Genomic DNA, 13,378 nt, shown 5'->3' with positions numbered 1-13,378 from the left:
GGGCCTGCTGCAGGGTTGGCTGGCCGCGCTGCTGGCGGCCCAGGCCGGCGCCGCATTCGCCGTGGGATTGGTCGTCTTGCTCGGGATGCGGCGGTGAGCGTCTCGAAGCGGCCGGACCGTGCGTCCGCGTATCGTGCAGAGACGCCTTGAGGCTTCCTGCGGCAGGGATTGCCGCAAGATATCGCATCGTCCGGAAACCGGCGTATGTGAGCGATGACCGATCACATCAGTGTTCCACCCGGAATCGGACGGGCCATCGCGATCATACCCCAGACTGACAGTGTTAAACAACCCTAAACACGACGGGATCAATGCCGAATACAGCAATGCGGCAGATGTTCGGGCGGGCTCGCCTACGCCGATCGAGGTAGGCCGGTCCCGCGCCGGGCCGGCCTATACAGCCGGACCGAATCGGACGAGGCGTGCATGGTCCCGTTAGAGCATCGCCCCGACAGGTGGCCTCCGGCTTTCGGGACGATGCGAATCAAAGAGCTGGCGCATCATCCCGAACGGTGGCTGCCGGCCTTCGGAAGAAGGCGATGCGGTGCCAAGGACCCACAGCATCGGCCGGGCTCCGATATCCGGGCCGATGCCGAGGAGCGCCGCATCATCGGGTTCGACGGCCTGCGGGCCGTGGCCTTCCTGATGGTCTTCGTCAGCCACAAGGCGCCGAGCCCGCGAACCGAAGCAGTCGGCAGCGCCGGGGTCTGGCTGTTCTTCGTGCTGAGCGGCTTCCTGATCGTCCGGATCCTCGCGGCATCCCGGGTCCGCATCGAGGCCGGCGCGGCGACGCCGATGGACAGCCTGCGGGTGTTCTACCGGAACCGTTTCGCCCGCATCGTGCCGGTCTATTACGTGTTCCTGCTCGTACTCTACACGACCCCGCTGGGCCGCTCGCTGAACCTCGGCGACGAATCGTTCAAGCTCGCGACCGGGCTGTACGGGACGAATTTTTATGTCGAGCGCCACGGCTGGGGGACGGAGCTCGGGCACCTCTGGAGCCTGGCGGTCGAGCAGCAATTCTACCTGCTGTTCGCCCCGGCGGCGCTGTTCCTGCCGCGGCGTTATCTGGGGGCTTTGTGCGGCGCGCTCATCGGCGCCAGCGTGCTGATGCACGCCGCCCTGTGGTGGGCCGGCGCGTCGCTGGTGTGCTTCGATGTCGACACCCTGGCCAATCTCGGGCTGATCGCGCTCGGCGGGCTGGCGGGGCTGCACACGAAACCCCTGCCGGGCTGGCTCCGGAGCGACGCTATCCTGATCGGCGTGCTGGCCGTATTCCTGGCCCTGCCGCTCCTGGCCGGGGAGCCTGGCCGGTGGCTGCTTCTCGGGCGGCTCAGCGGGATCCTGGCGGCACTGCTGCTGCTGCAGATCGCGCAATCCCCGGGGAGCCGTGCGGTGGCGCTCCTGGACAGCGCCTGGCTGCGCCGGATCGGCGTGATCAGCTACGGCGCCTACCTGTTCCACGTGCCGCTGCATGCGGAGCAGGTGCTGGCGGCTCTCGGGCTCCACCTCGCCGCGCCGCATTCCGTCACTCTGGCGCTGGACCTGGCGCTGACCCTGCTGCTGGCGGAAGCCTCCTGGCGGCTCCTCGAATCGCCCGCCCGCCGGATCTTGCGGGCACCGGCGCGGGCGGCTCGGCGCCCCGCGCTGATCAATCCGCTGTAGACGTCATGGATTCAAAAGGTCTTCGACCTTTTGCGGGTGCAGGGCGGAGCCCTGCGAGCCTCGGGACGCTGTCCCGAACCCTGCCAAAGGGCTCGCCCTTTGGGATCCCGTTCCTCTCCGCGAGACGGCCGAGACGACGGCCGCAGTGATCCGGCCGAGTCGCTTGCGCGCGCGCAGGGCCGGGCTCTCGATCCCGTGCCACGACGCGGCGGCGGCGAGGATTGTCGGGCCGATGGCGAGCAGGACCAGCGGCGTCACCGAATCGATCTGCGGGACCAGGAAAACCACGATGTTGAGGATCAGGCAGTGGTACAGATACAGGCCATATGAGTAATCGACTTTGTACGGCCCGATCCTGCCGCCGAAATCCGTGACGCCGATCCAAACGGCGATGTAGGCGAGGCACAGCCCCGACAGGGCAGGATCGACGAGATGCCACCGGTCCGGGCCGAGCCAATGGGCGAGGCCGCTCCCGGCCAGCGCCGCCGCGAACAGCCGGCCGTCGCGGGGCACGGCATCGCGCCAGACATAGAGCAGGCAGCCGCAGAGGAAGGCGGCGAACAGGATCGCGCCCCGGCCGAGGAAGAATAGGCGGAACAGCCCGTTCCGCTCGAACAGGGGCAGCAGGCCCAGGGCCTCCAGCAGGGCGGGCGTGACCGCGAGCCCCACCGCCACCGCCAGGAGCAGCCGAGGCCGCCGCAGGAGCCCGATGCTGATCAGGGTCGCCATCAGGCCGTAGCAGGCAAGCTCGTAGGCGAGAGTCCAGAGGGCGGCGTTGACGATGCCGGGCTGCCCGTTCTGGATGAAGACCCCGGGAAGCTGACCGCGGAACAGGCCGATGCTGTTCGCGCCATACTGCCAAACCGCCGGCTGCGCGAAATAGGCGGCCGGGTCGTAGGTGGAAACCATCGGGCCGATGACGAGGGCCGCGACCAGGCTCACGGCGGTGAGGGCGGGCAGGATCCGCAGGGCCCGGTTGACCAGGAACGGCCCAACCGGGAGCCGCGATGCGCTTCCGGCGACCAGAAAACCGCTGACGCCGAAGAACAGCGGCACGAGGCTGCCGGTCAGCGGCGTGAGCGTCTCGGTCCAGAGCCTGCTGCCCACCGTGGCGCCGGCATGGAACATCATGACCAGCAGCGCGAGCACGAGCCGCAGGGTGTCGAAGCCTGCGCCGTAGCCACCGCCGGCCGCGAGCGCGGCTCCGATCGTCCTGGTCGGACTCCCTCGACGGGCCACCTGATGACGCATGATCGGGCCTCGCACGGACGCGCACCGGGACGCGGCGCCTCCGACCCATGCCACCGGTTCGCCCGCAGCGAGAGATGGCCGCGGGCGCGCAAAAGGAGGGATCCCCCACCGGATCTCGGCTTCGAATTCGGCTTACCTCCACCCTCGGTGGGTGCCGGTCCTCTCCAAACGGCGTAGCAAGTCTGGATGGGGCCGCTGCGCGACATGCCGGACGCCAAGATCGTGTCCGAATATCATGACGTGTACGGAGCCGGGAATATATTCATATCGGCAATCAGACAGATCGAGTGCGCCTCCGCCTACCGTCTGATCGGCAACCGCGCCAGCACGGTGCCGGTCCCGTCCCGGACCACGAGGGCCCAGGCGGTGCCGGGATCGTCGGCGCAAACCTCGTGGGCCATCTCCTGGATGACGCTGCGCGCCTCGGTGAGCGCCTCGGCCAGATCCGCCGCCTCCACGCCGTCGTGGTCGCGGATCGTCTCCCTGCCGTTCTCGACATCGAAATAGAACCGGATGGGCACCGAGATCCCCCGTGATTGATGCCCTCGGAGGGCCGTCCGTTCGTGCCTGCGCGGCCCGGCTGCGCCCGACAGCAATCATCTGGAGACATAAAGTTTAACAAATATCAAAGCTGATTTCGCCAGGCCCGTGGCAATAATGTCTGAATTTTCGTATAATAGTCCAATATTGGTATCGATCATTGCCCATTCGATGAAGACGCAGGGCGAAATGCGGTATCGCCGCCGATTCGGCAGGGCTTGCCCGTAAACCTTCGTCGATTCGGCGGCCGAAAATAATCCGTCCCGGCTCCGGAGCTCGACCTTCCGAGCCCAATCTTCGCCCTGAGACGGCGTGGCAGCCGCGCTACGCCCCGCCCTACGCCCTTTGAGCGTCGTGCATCGGATTCGCTTCGCGGCATGCTGGGCCGCGGCCGGGAAGACCGCCCGCGCGCAAGCGCCGGGGGTAGCGGGCAGGACGAGTGATGGCGAATCAGATCGTGGCCGATGCGCGGGATGTGTCCGTGGACATCTCGTTCCTCATGGCCGCCCACAATGCCGCCCCGTGGATCGAGACCGCGATCCGCTCGGCCCTCGACCAGGCCGGCGTCGCGGTCGAGATCCTGGTCGTCGACGACGGCTCGGTGGACGGGACGGCCTCCGTGGTCGCGAGGCTGGCGGCGGAAGACCCGCGCATCCGCCGGATTCCCCTCGACGGGGCGCAGACCGGCGCGCCGCGCGGGCCGTCCGCCGCCCGGAACGCCGCCCTCAAGGCCGCCCGGGGCCGCTGGCTGGCGATCCTCGACGCGGACGACCTGATCGTCCCGGACCGGAGCCGGACCCTGCTGGATCTCGCCGCCCCCACCGATGCCGACCTCATCGCCGACAACCCGATCCCGTTTTCCGGCAGCTTCGATCCGCGCGGCGCCGGCATGCTTGAGCGCGGCCAGGAGCCCTACCTGTTCACGGTCGATCTCGCGCAGTACCTGACCTGCAATCGGATGCTCACCCCGGGGGTGAAGCTCGGCTATCTCAAGCCGATGCTGCGGGCCGACTTCGTCCGCCGGCATGGCCTCCGCTACGACGCGGAAGTCCGGATCGGCGAAGACTTTTTGTTCTGCGCGGCGGCGCTCGCGGCGGGGGCCCGCTTCGTCGTCAGTTCTTACGCCGGCTACGGCTATCGGCGGGGGCCAGCCTCGCTGTCCCACCGGCTGCATCTGGCCGACATCCAGCGCCTCGATGCCGCCTTCGCGGCTTGGGCCGAGCAGCGAGAGCGGTCCCCCGAGATCCGGCAGGCCGCCCACGCCTATCGCGACAGCCTCGCCACCGCGCAGGTCATCGCCCGAGTGATCGACGCCGCGCAAGGCGGCCACTGGCTTCGGGGCGCCGCGCTGGCGCTCGCCCGCCCCCGGGCCTGGCGGCTTCTCACCGGCTCGCTGATGGCGGCGGCGGGCAATCGCTTCAAGAAACGCCTGCGTCCGGCGCTGCCGGACGCCCTCCCGGCCGGACAGGGGTAATCCGCATGCGCCTCTGCATCTGTATCTGCACCTGCGAGCGCCCGGCGGGGCTGGCGCTGCTGCTCAGGGCCATCGACCGGCAGAGGCTCGGCAGCCTCGCTGATTCAGCCCTGCGGATCCTAGTGGTCGACAATGGGCGCAGCGATGCGGCCATCCCGGTGGTCGAGGCCTATCGGAATGAGGGCCGCTTCCCGATCACCTATGCACGAGAGCCGGTCCGGGGCCTGGCGGCGGTGCGCAACCGCAGCCTCGCGGCGGCCCATGCGCTCGGCGCCGACTGGATCGCGCTGATCGACGACGACGAGGTTCCGGACCCGGACTGGCTGCGCAGCCTGCTCGACACCGCGCTGCGGGTCGGGGTCCCGGCCTGCGTCGGGCCGGTGGTGCCGCTGTTCGACAGGGTCCCCCCGGCCTGGGCCACGGCCGGCGGCTTCTTCGCCAAGACCCTGCCGGTCCGCAACGGCCTGGTGGCGGATGCCTACACGGCCAACGCCCTCCTGGACCTGCGGGTGGTGACGGCGCTGGGCCTGTCCTTCGACATGCGCTTCAACACCATGGGCGGCGAGGACACGTTCTTCTTCCACGCTCTGCTGCGCGCCGGGCACAAGATCGCCTGGGCGCCGGACGCGATCGTGTACGACAGCATCCCGGCGCACCGGATGCGGGTCCGCTGGCTGCTGGCCCGCTGGTATCGCAGCGGCAGCGTCGAGGCCTATCTCGGCCGGCTCCGGCCGGAGACGGTGAGCGGGCGGCTCTCGAACGCCGCCCGGGGCCTGGCCCGCCTCGGCGGCGGCCTGGCCCGCCTCGGGATCGCCGGGCTGTCGCTCCGGCCCGCCACCCTCATCAGTGGCGGCTACACCCTGTGCCGGGGCGCCGGCCTGCTCGCCGCGGTGCTGGGCCTGAGCTACCGCGAATACCACCCGTCCCGGCACCGGTAAGTCCGGGCTTCCAAAGGGCTCAGCCCTATGGCGGGGTTCGGGGGCGGAGCTCCCGAGACACCCCAGGGCTCTGCCCTGGACCCGCAAAAGGGCGACGCCCTTTTGAAACCATGACGGGTCCGAACCGGAGATCAGGTCCGGTGCGGCAGGATGAAGGGCTGATCCGGGCCGGGGATTTTTCCGACCGGCCAGCGCACCCCGAACACCCGGCCGATCAGCTCGTCCCGCAGCACATCCACCGGCCGTCCGCTGGCGACCAGCCGGCCGCCTTCGAGGACCAGCAGCGTGTCGGCATAGGCGGCCGCGAGGTTGAGGTCGTGCAGGATCGCCACCACGGCGGTACCCGAGGCCGCCAGCGCCGCGGCGGCGTCGAGGAGCGCGCCCTGGTGGCGCAGGTCGAGGCTCGCGGTCGGCTCGTCGAGGAACAGCACCTGCCGGTTCGCCACCGTGCGGCCGGCCTCCATCTGGCAGAGCACCCGGGCGAACTGCACCCGGGCCTGCTCGCCGCCCGACAGGGTCGGGTAGGCCCGGGACGCGAGATGGGCGATGTCGGCCCGGTCGAGGGCGCGGGCCAGGATCGCGTCCCGGTCGCGGGCGCCGAGGCCCCGGCCGATGCCGTCGAGGCCGATCCGGGCCACCTCGGCCGCAGCGAACGGAAAGGCGAGGCGCGCGGCCTGCGGCAGCACAGCCCGCATCGCGGCGAGCCGCCAGGCCGGAATCGTGCCCACCGCCTCGCCCTCGTAGGCGACCTGCCCGTGGGTCGGACGCAGCTCGCCGCAGAGCAGGCGCAGCAGGGTCGACTTGCCGGCGCCATTCGGGCCGACGATCACCTGCAGGGAGCCGGCCGCCACGTCGAGGGACACGTCGCGCACGAGGTCGCGCCCGGCCACCGTGACGGTGAGGTCGCGGGCGCTGAGCAGGGCCGGCTCAGGCATCGGCGGCGACTCGCGCCCGGCCGAGCAGCAGCCACAGGAAGACCGGCGCGCCGACGAGCGCGGTGACGATTCCGATCGGCAGCTCGGCCGGCGCCGCGACCAGCCGGGCGACGACATCGGCCAGCACCAGGAACGCGCCGCCCAGAAGCGCCGAAGCCGGCAGCAGCAGGCGATGCTCCGGGCCGATTGCCAACCGCAGGGCGTGCGGCACGACGAGGCCGACGAAGCCGATCACCCCGGCGCCGGCCACGCTCGCCCCCACGGCGACGGCGACCAGGAGGATGCAGGCGCGCTTCAGGCGCTCCACCGGGATCCCGAGATGGAACGCCTCCGCCTCCCCCAGCACCAGGGCGTTGAGGCCGCGGCCGAGGAACGGCACCGCGACCAGCACCGGCAGGATCAGCGGCGCCGAGGCCGCGACCTTGCCCCAGGTGGCGCCGCCCAGGCTGCCCAGCGACCAGAAGGTGAGATCGCGCAATTGCCGGTCGTCGCTGGCATAGGTCAGCAGGCCGGTGAGCGCGCCGCTCAGCGCCCCCAGGGCGATGCCGGCGAGCAGCATCGTCGCCACCGCGGTCTGGCCGGACCGGGTCGCCAGCCCGTAGAGGATCAGGGTCGCGCCCAGTCCCCCCAGGAAGGCGCCGGCCGGCAGGATCAGATAGGGCAGCGGCCCCGGCACGCCGGCATAGGCGAGCAGCCGGTCGCCCAGCACGATGATGCAGGCTGCGGCAAATCCCGCCCCCGACGAGACCCCGACCAGGGCCGGATCGGCCAGCGGATTGCGGAACAGCCCCTGCATCAAGGCGCCCGAGACCGCGAGCCCGGCGCCGATCATCAGCCCCAGCAGGGTGCGGGGCAGCCGGATGTTGAGCACCACCAGGGCATCGCGCGCCAGCGCCGGATCGCCCCCGCCCCCGGTCAGCACCGCCACGACCCGCTCCGGCGGGATGCGGATCGCCCCGAGACTCACCGAGAGCAGCGCGACCGCGAGCATCAACAGGGTGAGCGCCGCCAAAACCCATGGCAGGGCGGCGCGGTGGTTCAGCGGAACCGACGGATCTCCCAGTCGCCCCCTCATCCTGAGGTGCTTTCGCGCAGCGGAAGCCTCGAAGGAGCCCTCCAGAAATTACCGCGATGGCTGGAGGGCTCCTTCGAGGGCTCCGCTTCGCTCCGCCACCTCAAGATGAGGTGGCGGGAGGCAAATTTGGGGTCGACGAAAAACTCACTCACCCGGCAGACCCGGATAGATCGCCCGCATCAGTTCGGTGGCGGCCTGGGGGGTGCGCGGCCCGAAGCCCAGGAGGTAGAGGCCGTCCATGGCGATGAGCCGGCCTTGGGCGGCGGCGGGGGTGCGGCCCAGGGCGGTGTCGGGGGCGAAGACGGTCTCGGGCTTGGGCGGCTCGGGGCCGTTCTGCATCATCACCACCGCGTCGGGGGCGGCGGCCACGATGGCCTCGTCGGTCATCGGCTTGAACCCGGCGACGCCGGCGGCCGCGTTGGTGATGCCGGCGAGCGTCAGGATGCCGTCCGCCGTGGAGCCGGCGCCGCCCACGACCGTCCGGCCGCCCTGGAGGGACAGGACCACGATCGCCCGGGCCGGCGTGTCGATCCGGGCGCGCCTGGCCGCGACCGCGGCGAAATGGGCGCGGACCTCGGCGGCGAGGGCTTCGGCCTCGTGCTCCAGGCCGGCCAGGCGGCCGATCACCGCGATCTTGTCGAGGACGCCCTCCGGGCTCGGCGGCTCGGTCACGGTCTCGACGCGCAGGCCGGCCTCGCGCAGCTGGGCCAGGACCGGGGGCGGCCCAGCGCCGTCGGCGGCGATCACCAGATCGGGCCCGCAGGCGAGCAGGCCTTCGGCCGAGAGCGCCCGCAGGTAGCCGACATTCGGCTTCTCGCGCAGGGCCTCGGGCGGGTAGAGGCTGGTGGTGTCCACCGCGACGATCCGTGGGCCGGCGCCGATCCGGTACAGGATCTCGGTCACGGCGCCCCCGAGGGAGGCGATCCGGGCGGTCGATTCCACGGCGGCAGCGCCCCGCGGGGCGAGGACTGCCGTCGCGGCTGCGGTCAGCAGGGCGCGGCGCGACCAGGTGTGCAGCATCGTCATTTGGTCAGGATCAGCGTGTCGTTGGCGGTGATGCGGAGCCGGTCGCGCTGGCCGGCATGCCGGATGACGACCTCGTGCTCGGAGGCCAAGGCCCGGAGTGCCAGCCGCGGCTCCTGGCGGCTCCCCGGCTTCTCATCTCCGTTCAGACCGGACATGCTCGGAACGCCTCACATTCGTTCTTTGTAACACTTCAAAATACAAAGACACATGGCAGAGAACGAACCATAGGGGCGATCTGCGGCAAATACCAGAGGCGGACCGGCCGGGATAATCTTGCGCAGATCCGGTCTAGTCTGATTGATCTTCGCCGCGATACATCGCCCCTGGCGCACGGGAAGACTGCAACGCCGCGTATGAAGCGCGGCCCTGGTCGGTCGATCCGCCGGTCCCGGCCGCGAAAACCGCCTCGAAGTTCCGGGCGTGCGTGGCAGGCCAGATCCGCGGGCAGCCTCAGCCGAACAGGGGCAGGCCCGCGCCGATGATGACGAGCCCGAGCACGATCAGGCTGCCGCCCGCACTCTCCAGGGCCGCCTGCTGCACCGATCGCCGCGGGGCGATACCCGCCAGGGTGGCGCCGGTGACCAGGCAGAGGACGCTCAGAATGGTCATGGCAGGCGCCTCGGCAACCGGACTTACGGACACGCGCAACGGTTTCGGTGCCGATAAGGATGCAGCGCCGGCGTTAACGAAGGCCCCTCGCCGAACCGCCGCCGCCCACGACGGCAACCCGGTCGGCGCCGATCACGGGGAACCGGATCCCGGTGCTCTCGAAGGTCCGCCGCACCGCCTGCCGGATCTGCGGACACCGGGTCTCGCCGAACGCCTCCATCATCCTGCAGATCCAATCGGAGCCGGAGCGCGGAACTACCATCACTCTGCTACCGGTCGCCACCGGCTCACACGAGCTCGGCCCGCGGGCACGGTAAGGCCCCGCCATCATTGCGCTTTCTGGAGGCCATCAACAGGCGTCCACCGGAATCCGACCTCGCGGCACCTCAAGGGTTGAACCGGGACAGCTGCTGCGCTTTGTTCGCTATATGTTCTTGTTGGAACGGAATGGCCATGCTCGCACACCCGCACGAACCGACCGCGGAGATTCGGCTCACCGAGGCCGAGGCGATCGCACTGGCCTACCATCGCGCGGCGCGGGGTGACGCCTGGAACGCGCTGGTCGCGGCGATCACGGACGCGCTGACCGATCTCGGCGAGGTCGAACAGCGTGTGGCGCAGCAGAGCCGGCTGATCTCCCGCGGCTATGCCCGCTGCCGAACGGGGGCGACCTGAGCGTGACCGGTTCGACGGCGCCCCTTGCAGCGGACCGCAACTTCTGGTAATAATTCCTTCTGTATGAAAATAAGCTTGACCTCGCCCGTGATGGGAGCCGGCCATGGGCGACATCAACGATGAACGGCGCCGCCTGTCGGCGACGTGGCTCAACACCATCGCGTCCGGCGTGGTCTCTGCCGGCTCGTGCGGCTCGCTGCTGGCCTACAGCTTCGGCCCCCGGCCCGGCATCAGCGGGCTTCAGGTCCTGGTGGTCTCGACCTGCGCGCTGGGCCTCGGCGCGACGCTCCACCTCCTGGCCCGGGCGCTTCTGAGCAACCGTTGACGTGACGCCGTCGGCAGGGTCTGCGACGCCGAAACCGTATAAGAGCCTCTCACAAAACGCCCTCCGCACCGTTGTGTGCAGAAGGCAGCGCCCGATGATCGGGCGTTTTGTGAGGTGCTCTTAGACCCCGACGACCCTGCCGATCCGGAACCCGCCATGACGCCGGCCGAGCGCGACCGCTTCGAGAAGTGCCTCGCCCTGGCGGCCCGGGGCGCGACCGCGGGCGAGCGGGACGCGGCCCGTGCCGCCGCCGCGCGCATCGCCGCCGGCCTCGGGCTGACGCTGGACGCGGCCATCGCGGGCCTGCGCGGTCCACGGCCTTCGGCGGATCCGGAGCCGCCGCGCCGGCCGCCGCAATCCCCGCGGCGGCCCTTCGCCTGGGCGCAGCCGAAGGAGCCGGTGAAGCCGATCACCGTCGAAGAGTTGCGGCGCCAGAAGGCCGAGACCGAGGCGTGGAAGAAGCGGGCCGCCGCCTCGGCCGAGCTCAAGCGGAAGCGGGAACGGGCCGAGCAGGAGGCCTACGCCGCCGAGCAGCGCGCCGCCCAGGCCGAGCGCGACCGGGAATGGGCCGCCGCGCAGGCCCGCCGGAAGGCACCCTGAGGTTCGGGTCAGGCCGTCTCGGGTCCGGAGGCGACGGTCTGGCCGGCCAAAGCCGGGGCATCGTCGCCGTGGCGCCCGGCCGCGATGGCGCGCTTGATCGTGGAGCGGGCCGCGTCGATGGCGATGGCCGCCGCCGACAGGGTCCGGGCCTCGGTCGGCCGCTCCAGGGCGTGGCGGGCGATGTCGCCGGCCAGATCGTCGATCTCGCGGGCAAGCGTGATGAGGCGTTCGGGATCGGGCGAATCCTGCGCCTCCTGCCGGATCGCCAGGAGCCGGTCGGTCGCCTCCTCGATCCGCTCGCGCCGTAGCCGCGACAGGCGCTGCCCGACCCAGGCGACGCCCGAGCCGATGCCGCCGCCCAGAAAGGCGACGAGGTAGATCCAGGTCTCGTAGCGCTCGACGAAGCTCTGCTGCTCGCGCTCGAAATAATCGACCGCCCCCGGATGGATCGGCAGCCGCGCGCTGGTGGCGCCGGCCGTGCTCTCGTAGGCCGGGGCCTGGACGTAATCGGCGGCCGCCGTGGCGTTCGCCATGCCGCTGCGCAACTCGAACAGATGCTGGGTCACGTCCGCCGCCACCGAGCGGGGCAGGCTGGAGCGCGCCATGAGCCGGTAGGACGCCCCGACCGTATGCACGTCCGCCTCCGGCACCTTGGGGCTGCCCCCAAACGTCTCGGCCGGCATGCTCACCATCTGGAGGCGGGGCATCCGGGCCACGATCGCGTCGGCATTCTCCACGTCGACGAACGCCACCTTCCCGGTGCGGCTCGCCGCCTGGACGCTCTCGACGATGCGCTGCGCCGTCGGGGCGGTGGGTGCGATCACCGAGACCACGGCGTCCACCTGCTTGCGGGTCAGGGCGGCGGTGAGGTCGGCCTCGCCGACCTCCACGAGGGCGACCTGCCGGGGCGGAAGCGGTCCCGTGCTGTCCGGGCCGGCCAGCGTCAGGCCGTAATGGGCCAGCATCGCCTTGATCAGCGTCTCGTCGGCGTCCCGGTGGGCCAGGATCGCGAGGCGCTTGCGGTCGAGATCGGGAAACGTGGTGATGCCGGACGCCTCGGGCGAGGCGATGATCATGGCCTGGTCGCGCAGGATGGCGAGGGTCAGACCGTTATCCGGCAGCGCGACGTCGGGTCGGACCACGGCCAGGTCGGCCCGGCCGTCGCGCAGCGCCTCGGCGCTGTCGCGCACGTCGTCGAAGGGCAGGATCTTGAGCCGGATTTCCTTGTGCCGCTTCGCCAGGGCGTCGGCATAGGCCTGGATCACCGCCGGCTCGGTGCCGTCGCGCGGGGCGACCGCCACCGTCAGCACCGTCGCGCGCGAGGCCCAGTAGGCGCCGGCTGCCGCGAGGCCGAGCCCGATGGCGAGGATCAGGAAGACGATCTCCGGGCGCAGCAGCAGCGTGCCGAACCGCCTCATCGGCCGTGCCCTCCCTGTCCCCGACCGGAACCCGCCCGGCCTCTCGGGATGAGGCCGGGCGTCGGTCGGCTATCGATATCAGCGACCGCGGCGGGTAAGCCAGCCGGCCGCGAAGGCGAGCGCCGCGATGCCGAGCAGCGTGCTGGTGCGGTTGGTGTCGGCGTAGCGGACGGCCTGACGGCCGTAGGTCTCGCCCCGGCGACGGGCCTCGCGGGCGTAGCGGCGGCCGTCGTCGATCAGGTGGTCGGCGCGCTCGGAGGCGGCGTGAGCCAGGTGGCGGCCATCCTCGGCGAGATCCTCGGCCCGGTCGCGGGCGCGGCCGTAGACGTATTGCGCGCCGCCAGCCACCTGGTTCACGGCGCCGCGGACCTGCCGGCCCGGATCGCCGGTGAGGCCGCCGACGGTGGTCTGGGCCCGGCCCTTCACGTGGCGGGACGCGCCCGCGATCTGGTCGCGATTCATGCTACTCTCCTGGTTGTGCGGTTGCTCGGGACGGGGCCGGACCAGCCGGCCCCGCCGAACCGGCTCAGCTCCGGCCGGTGACCTTGTCGGCCAGGTTCTTGGCGCCGTCCTTGACGTCGCCCACGGTCTTCTGCGCCTCGCCCTTGAGCTCCTGCGCCTTGCCCTCGGCCACGAGCTTGTCGTTGCCCGTCACGTTGCCGGCGGCCTGCTTGACGTTGCCCACGGCCTCGTTGGCCAGACCCTTGATCTTGTCGGTGGTGCTGCTCATCGAAACTCTCCTTCAGGGTTGCGCGATGGCCGGCTCATGCCGGTCGGAAGAGGTCCCCGCCGGGAGGCGGGGACCGATGGGGATCAGGCGCGGCGGGTCTCGTAGGCGCCGAGCAGG

General features: G+C 70.9%; 17 protein-coding genes. 6 read left to right on the top strand and 11 right to left on the bottom strand.

The window, feature by feature from the left end:
- The first annotated feature begins 477 nt into the window (after positions 1-477).
- Entirely contained in the window at positions 478-1,665 is a 1,188-nt protein-coding gene (locus MKL20_RS07170; RefSeq protein ID WP_244036098.1) for an acyltransferase family protein, read from the top strand.
- 3 nt (positions 1,666-1,668) lie between these two features.
- Here MKL20_RS07170 and MKL20_RS07165 read toward each other — a convergent pair whose 3' ends face one another.
- Together MKL20_RS07165 and MKL20_RS07160 are read right to left on the bottom strand one after the other, a co-directional pair.
- Positions 1,669-2,916 (bottom strand): acyltransferase family protein, encoded by a 1,248-nt coding sequence (locus tag MKL20_RS07165; RefSeq protein WP_244036097.1) that lies wholly within the window; start codon positions 2,914-2,916, stop codon positions 1,669-1,671.
- A gap of 299 nt (positions 2,917-3,215) precedes the next feature.
- Positions 3,216-3,437 carry a DUF6894 family protein gene (locus tag MKL20_RS07160; RefSeq protein WP_243968450.1) on the bottom strand — a complete coding sequence of 74 codons (222 nt, stop codon included), beginning with the start codon at positions 3,435-3,437 and terminating at the stop codon, positions 3,216-3,218.
- Positions 3,438-3,898: 461 nt separating this feature from the next.
- On the opposite strand from MKL20_RS07160, the gene MKL20_RS07155 reads away from it, so the two are divergent.
- Positions 3,899-4,930 (top strand): glycosyltransferase family 2 protein, encoded by a 1,032-nt coding sequence (locus MKL20_RS07155; RefSeq protein ID WP_244036096.1) that lies wholly within the window; start codon positions 3,899-3,901, stop codon positions 4,928-4,930.
- A gap of 5 nt (positions 4,931-4,935) precedes the next feature.
- Positions 4,936-5,868, top strand: a complete 933-nt coding sequence (locus MKL20_RS07150; protein WP_244036095.1) for a glycosyltransferase family 2 protein — start codon at positions 4,936-4,938, stop codon at positions 5,866-5,868.
- Positions 5,869-5,999: 131 nt separating this feature from the next.
- Here MKL20_RS07150 and MKL20_RS07145 read toward each other — a convergent pair whose 3' ends face one another.
- The 6 genes from MKL20_RS07145 to MKL20_RS07120 all read right to left on the bottom strand — a co-directional run bounded on the left by MKL20_RS07145 (position 6,000) and on the right by MKL20_RS07120 (position 9,736).
- Positions 6,000-6,803 (bottom strand): heme ABC transporter ATP-binding protein, encoded by an 804-nt coding sequence (locus tag MKL20_RS07145; RefSeq protein ID WP_244036094.1) that lies wholly within the window; start codon positions 6,801-6,803, stop codon positions 6,000-6,002.
- Entirely contained in the window at positions 6,796-7,878 is a 1,083-nt protein-coding gene (locus MKL20_RS07140) for a FecCD family ABC transporter permease (protein ID WP_244036093.1), read from the bottom strand. The genes MKL20_RS07145 and MKL20_RS07140 overlap by 8 nt, the downstream gene beginning before the upstream one ends.
- Positions 7,879-8,022: 144 nt before the next feature.
- Positions 8,023-8,904: a hemin ABC transporter substrate-binding protein gene (locus MKL20_RS07135; RefSeq protein WP_244036092.1), complete on the bottom strand. Its 882-nt coding sequence runs from the start codon at positions 8,902-8,904 to the stop codon at positions 8,023-8,025.
- Positions 8,901-9,059, bottom strand: a complete 159-nt coding sequence (gene hemP, locus MKL20_RS07130) for a hemin uptake protein HemP (RefSeq protein ID WP_243966005.1) — start codon at positions 9,057-9,059, stop codon at positions 8,901-8,903. Before hemP ends, MKL20_RS07135 begins: the two co-directional genes overlap by 4 nt.
- Before the next feature lie 295 nt (positions 9,060-9,354).
- Positions 9,355-9,513, bottom strand: coding sequence for a hypothetical protein (locus MKL20_RS07125; RefSeq protein WP_167367670.1), 159 nt, complete (start codon positions 9,511-9,513; stop codon positions 9,355-9,357).
- A 73-nt stretch (positions 9,514-9,586) separates the two neighbouring features.
- Complete coding sequence (locus MKL20_RS07120) at positions 9,587-9,736, bottom strand: hypothetical protein (RefSeq protein WP_244036091.1); 150 nt, start codon at positions 9,734-9,736, stop codon at positions 9,587-9,589.
- 230 nt (positions 9,737-9,966) lie between these two features.
- Between MKL20_RS07120 and MKL20_RS07115 the strand changes: the two genes are divergently transcribed.
- The 3 genes from MKL20_RS07115 (at position 9,967) to MKL20_RS07105 (ending at position 11,113) form a co-directional block, all read left to right on the top strand.
- On the top strand, positions 9,967-10,188 hold the full coding sequence (locus MKL20_RS07115) for a hypothetical protein (RefSeq protein ID WP_409568126.1): 222 nt from the start codon (positions 9,967-9,969) through the stop codon (positions 10,186-10,188).
- 103 nt (positions 10,189-10,291) lie between these two features.
- A complete protein-coding gene (locus tag MKL20_RS07110) occupies positions 10,292-10,513 on the top strand; it encodes a hypothetical protein (protein WP_243965999.1) in 222 nt (73 codons plus the stop codon).
- 156 nt (positions 10,514-10,669) lie between these two features.
- On the top strand, positions 10,670-11,113 hold the full coding sequence (locus MKL20_RS07105; protein WP_244036089.1) for a hypothetical protein: 444 nt from the start codon (positions 10,670-10,672) through the stop codon (positions 11,111-11,113).
- An 8-nt stretch (positions 11,114-11,121) separates the two neighbouring features.
- Here the strand turns inward: MKL20_RS07105 and MKL20_RS07100 are convergent, their stop codons facing one another.
- The 3 genes from MKL20_RS07100 to MKL20_RS07090 all read right to left on the bottom strand — a co-directional run bounded on the left by MKL20_RS07100 (position 11,122) and on the right by MKL20_RS07090 (position 13,261).
- Positions 11,122-12,531 carry a TAXI family TRAP transporter solute-binding subunit gene (locus MKL20_RS07100; protein ID WP_244036088.1) on the bottom strand — a complete coding sequence of 470 codons (1,410 nt, stop codon included), beginning with the start codon at positions 12,529-12,531 and terminating at the stop codon, positions 11,122-11,124.
- Positions 12,532-12,609: 78 nt separating this feature from the next.
- A complete protein-coding gene (locus MKL20_RS07095) occupies positions 12,610-12,993 on the bottom strand; it encodes a CsbD family protein (protein WP_244036087.1) in 384 nt (127 codons plus the stop codon).
- A gap of 64 nt (positions 12,994-13,057) precedes the next feature.
- Entirely contained in the window at positions 13,058-13,261 is a 204-nt protein-coding gene (locus MKL20_RS07090) for a CsbD family protein (RefSeq protein ID WP_058191783.1), read from the bottom strand.
- Positions 13,262-13,378: the final 117 nt, after the last annotated feature.

The sequence above is a fragment of the Methylobacterium sp. E-066 genome (assembly GCF_022829635.1).
GTDB lineage: Bacteria > Pseudomonadota > Alphaproteobacteria > Rhizobiales > Beijerinckiaceae > Methylobacterium.
Note: the sequence above shows the minus strand (reverse complement) of the source record. Positions and strands in the feature narration are given on the sequence as shown.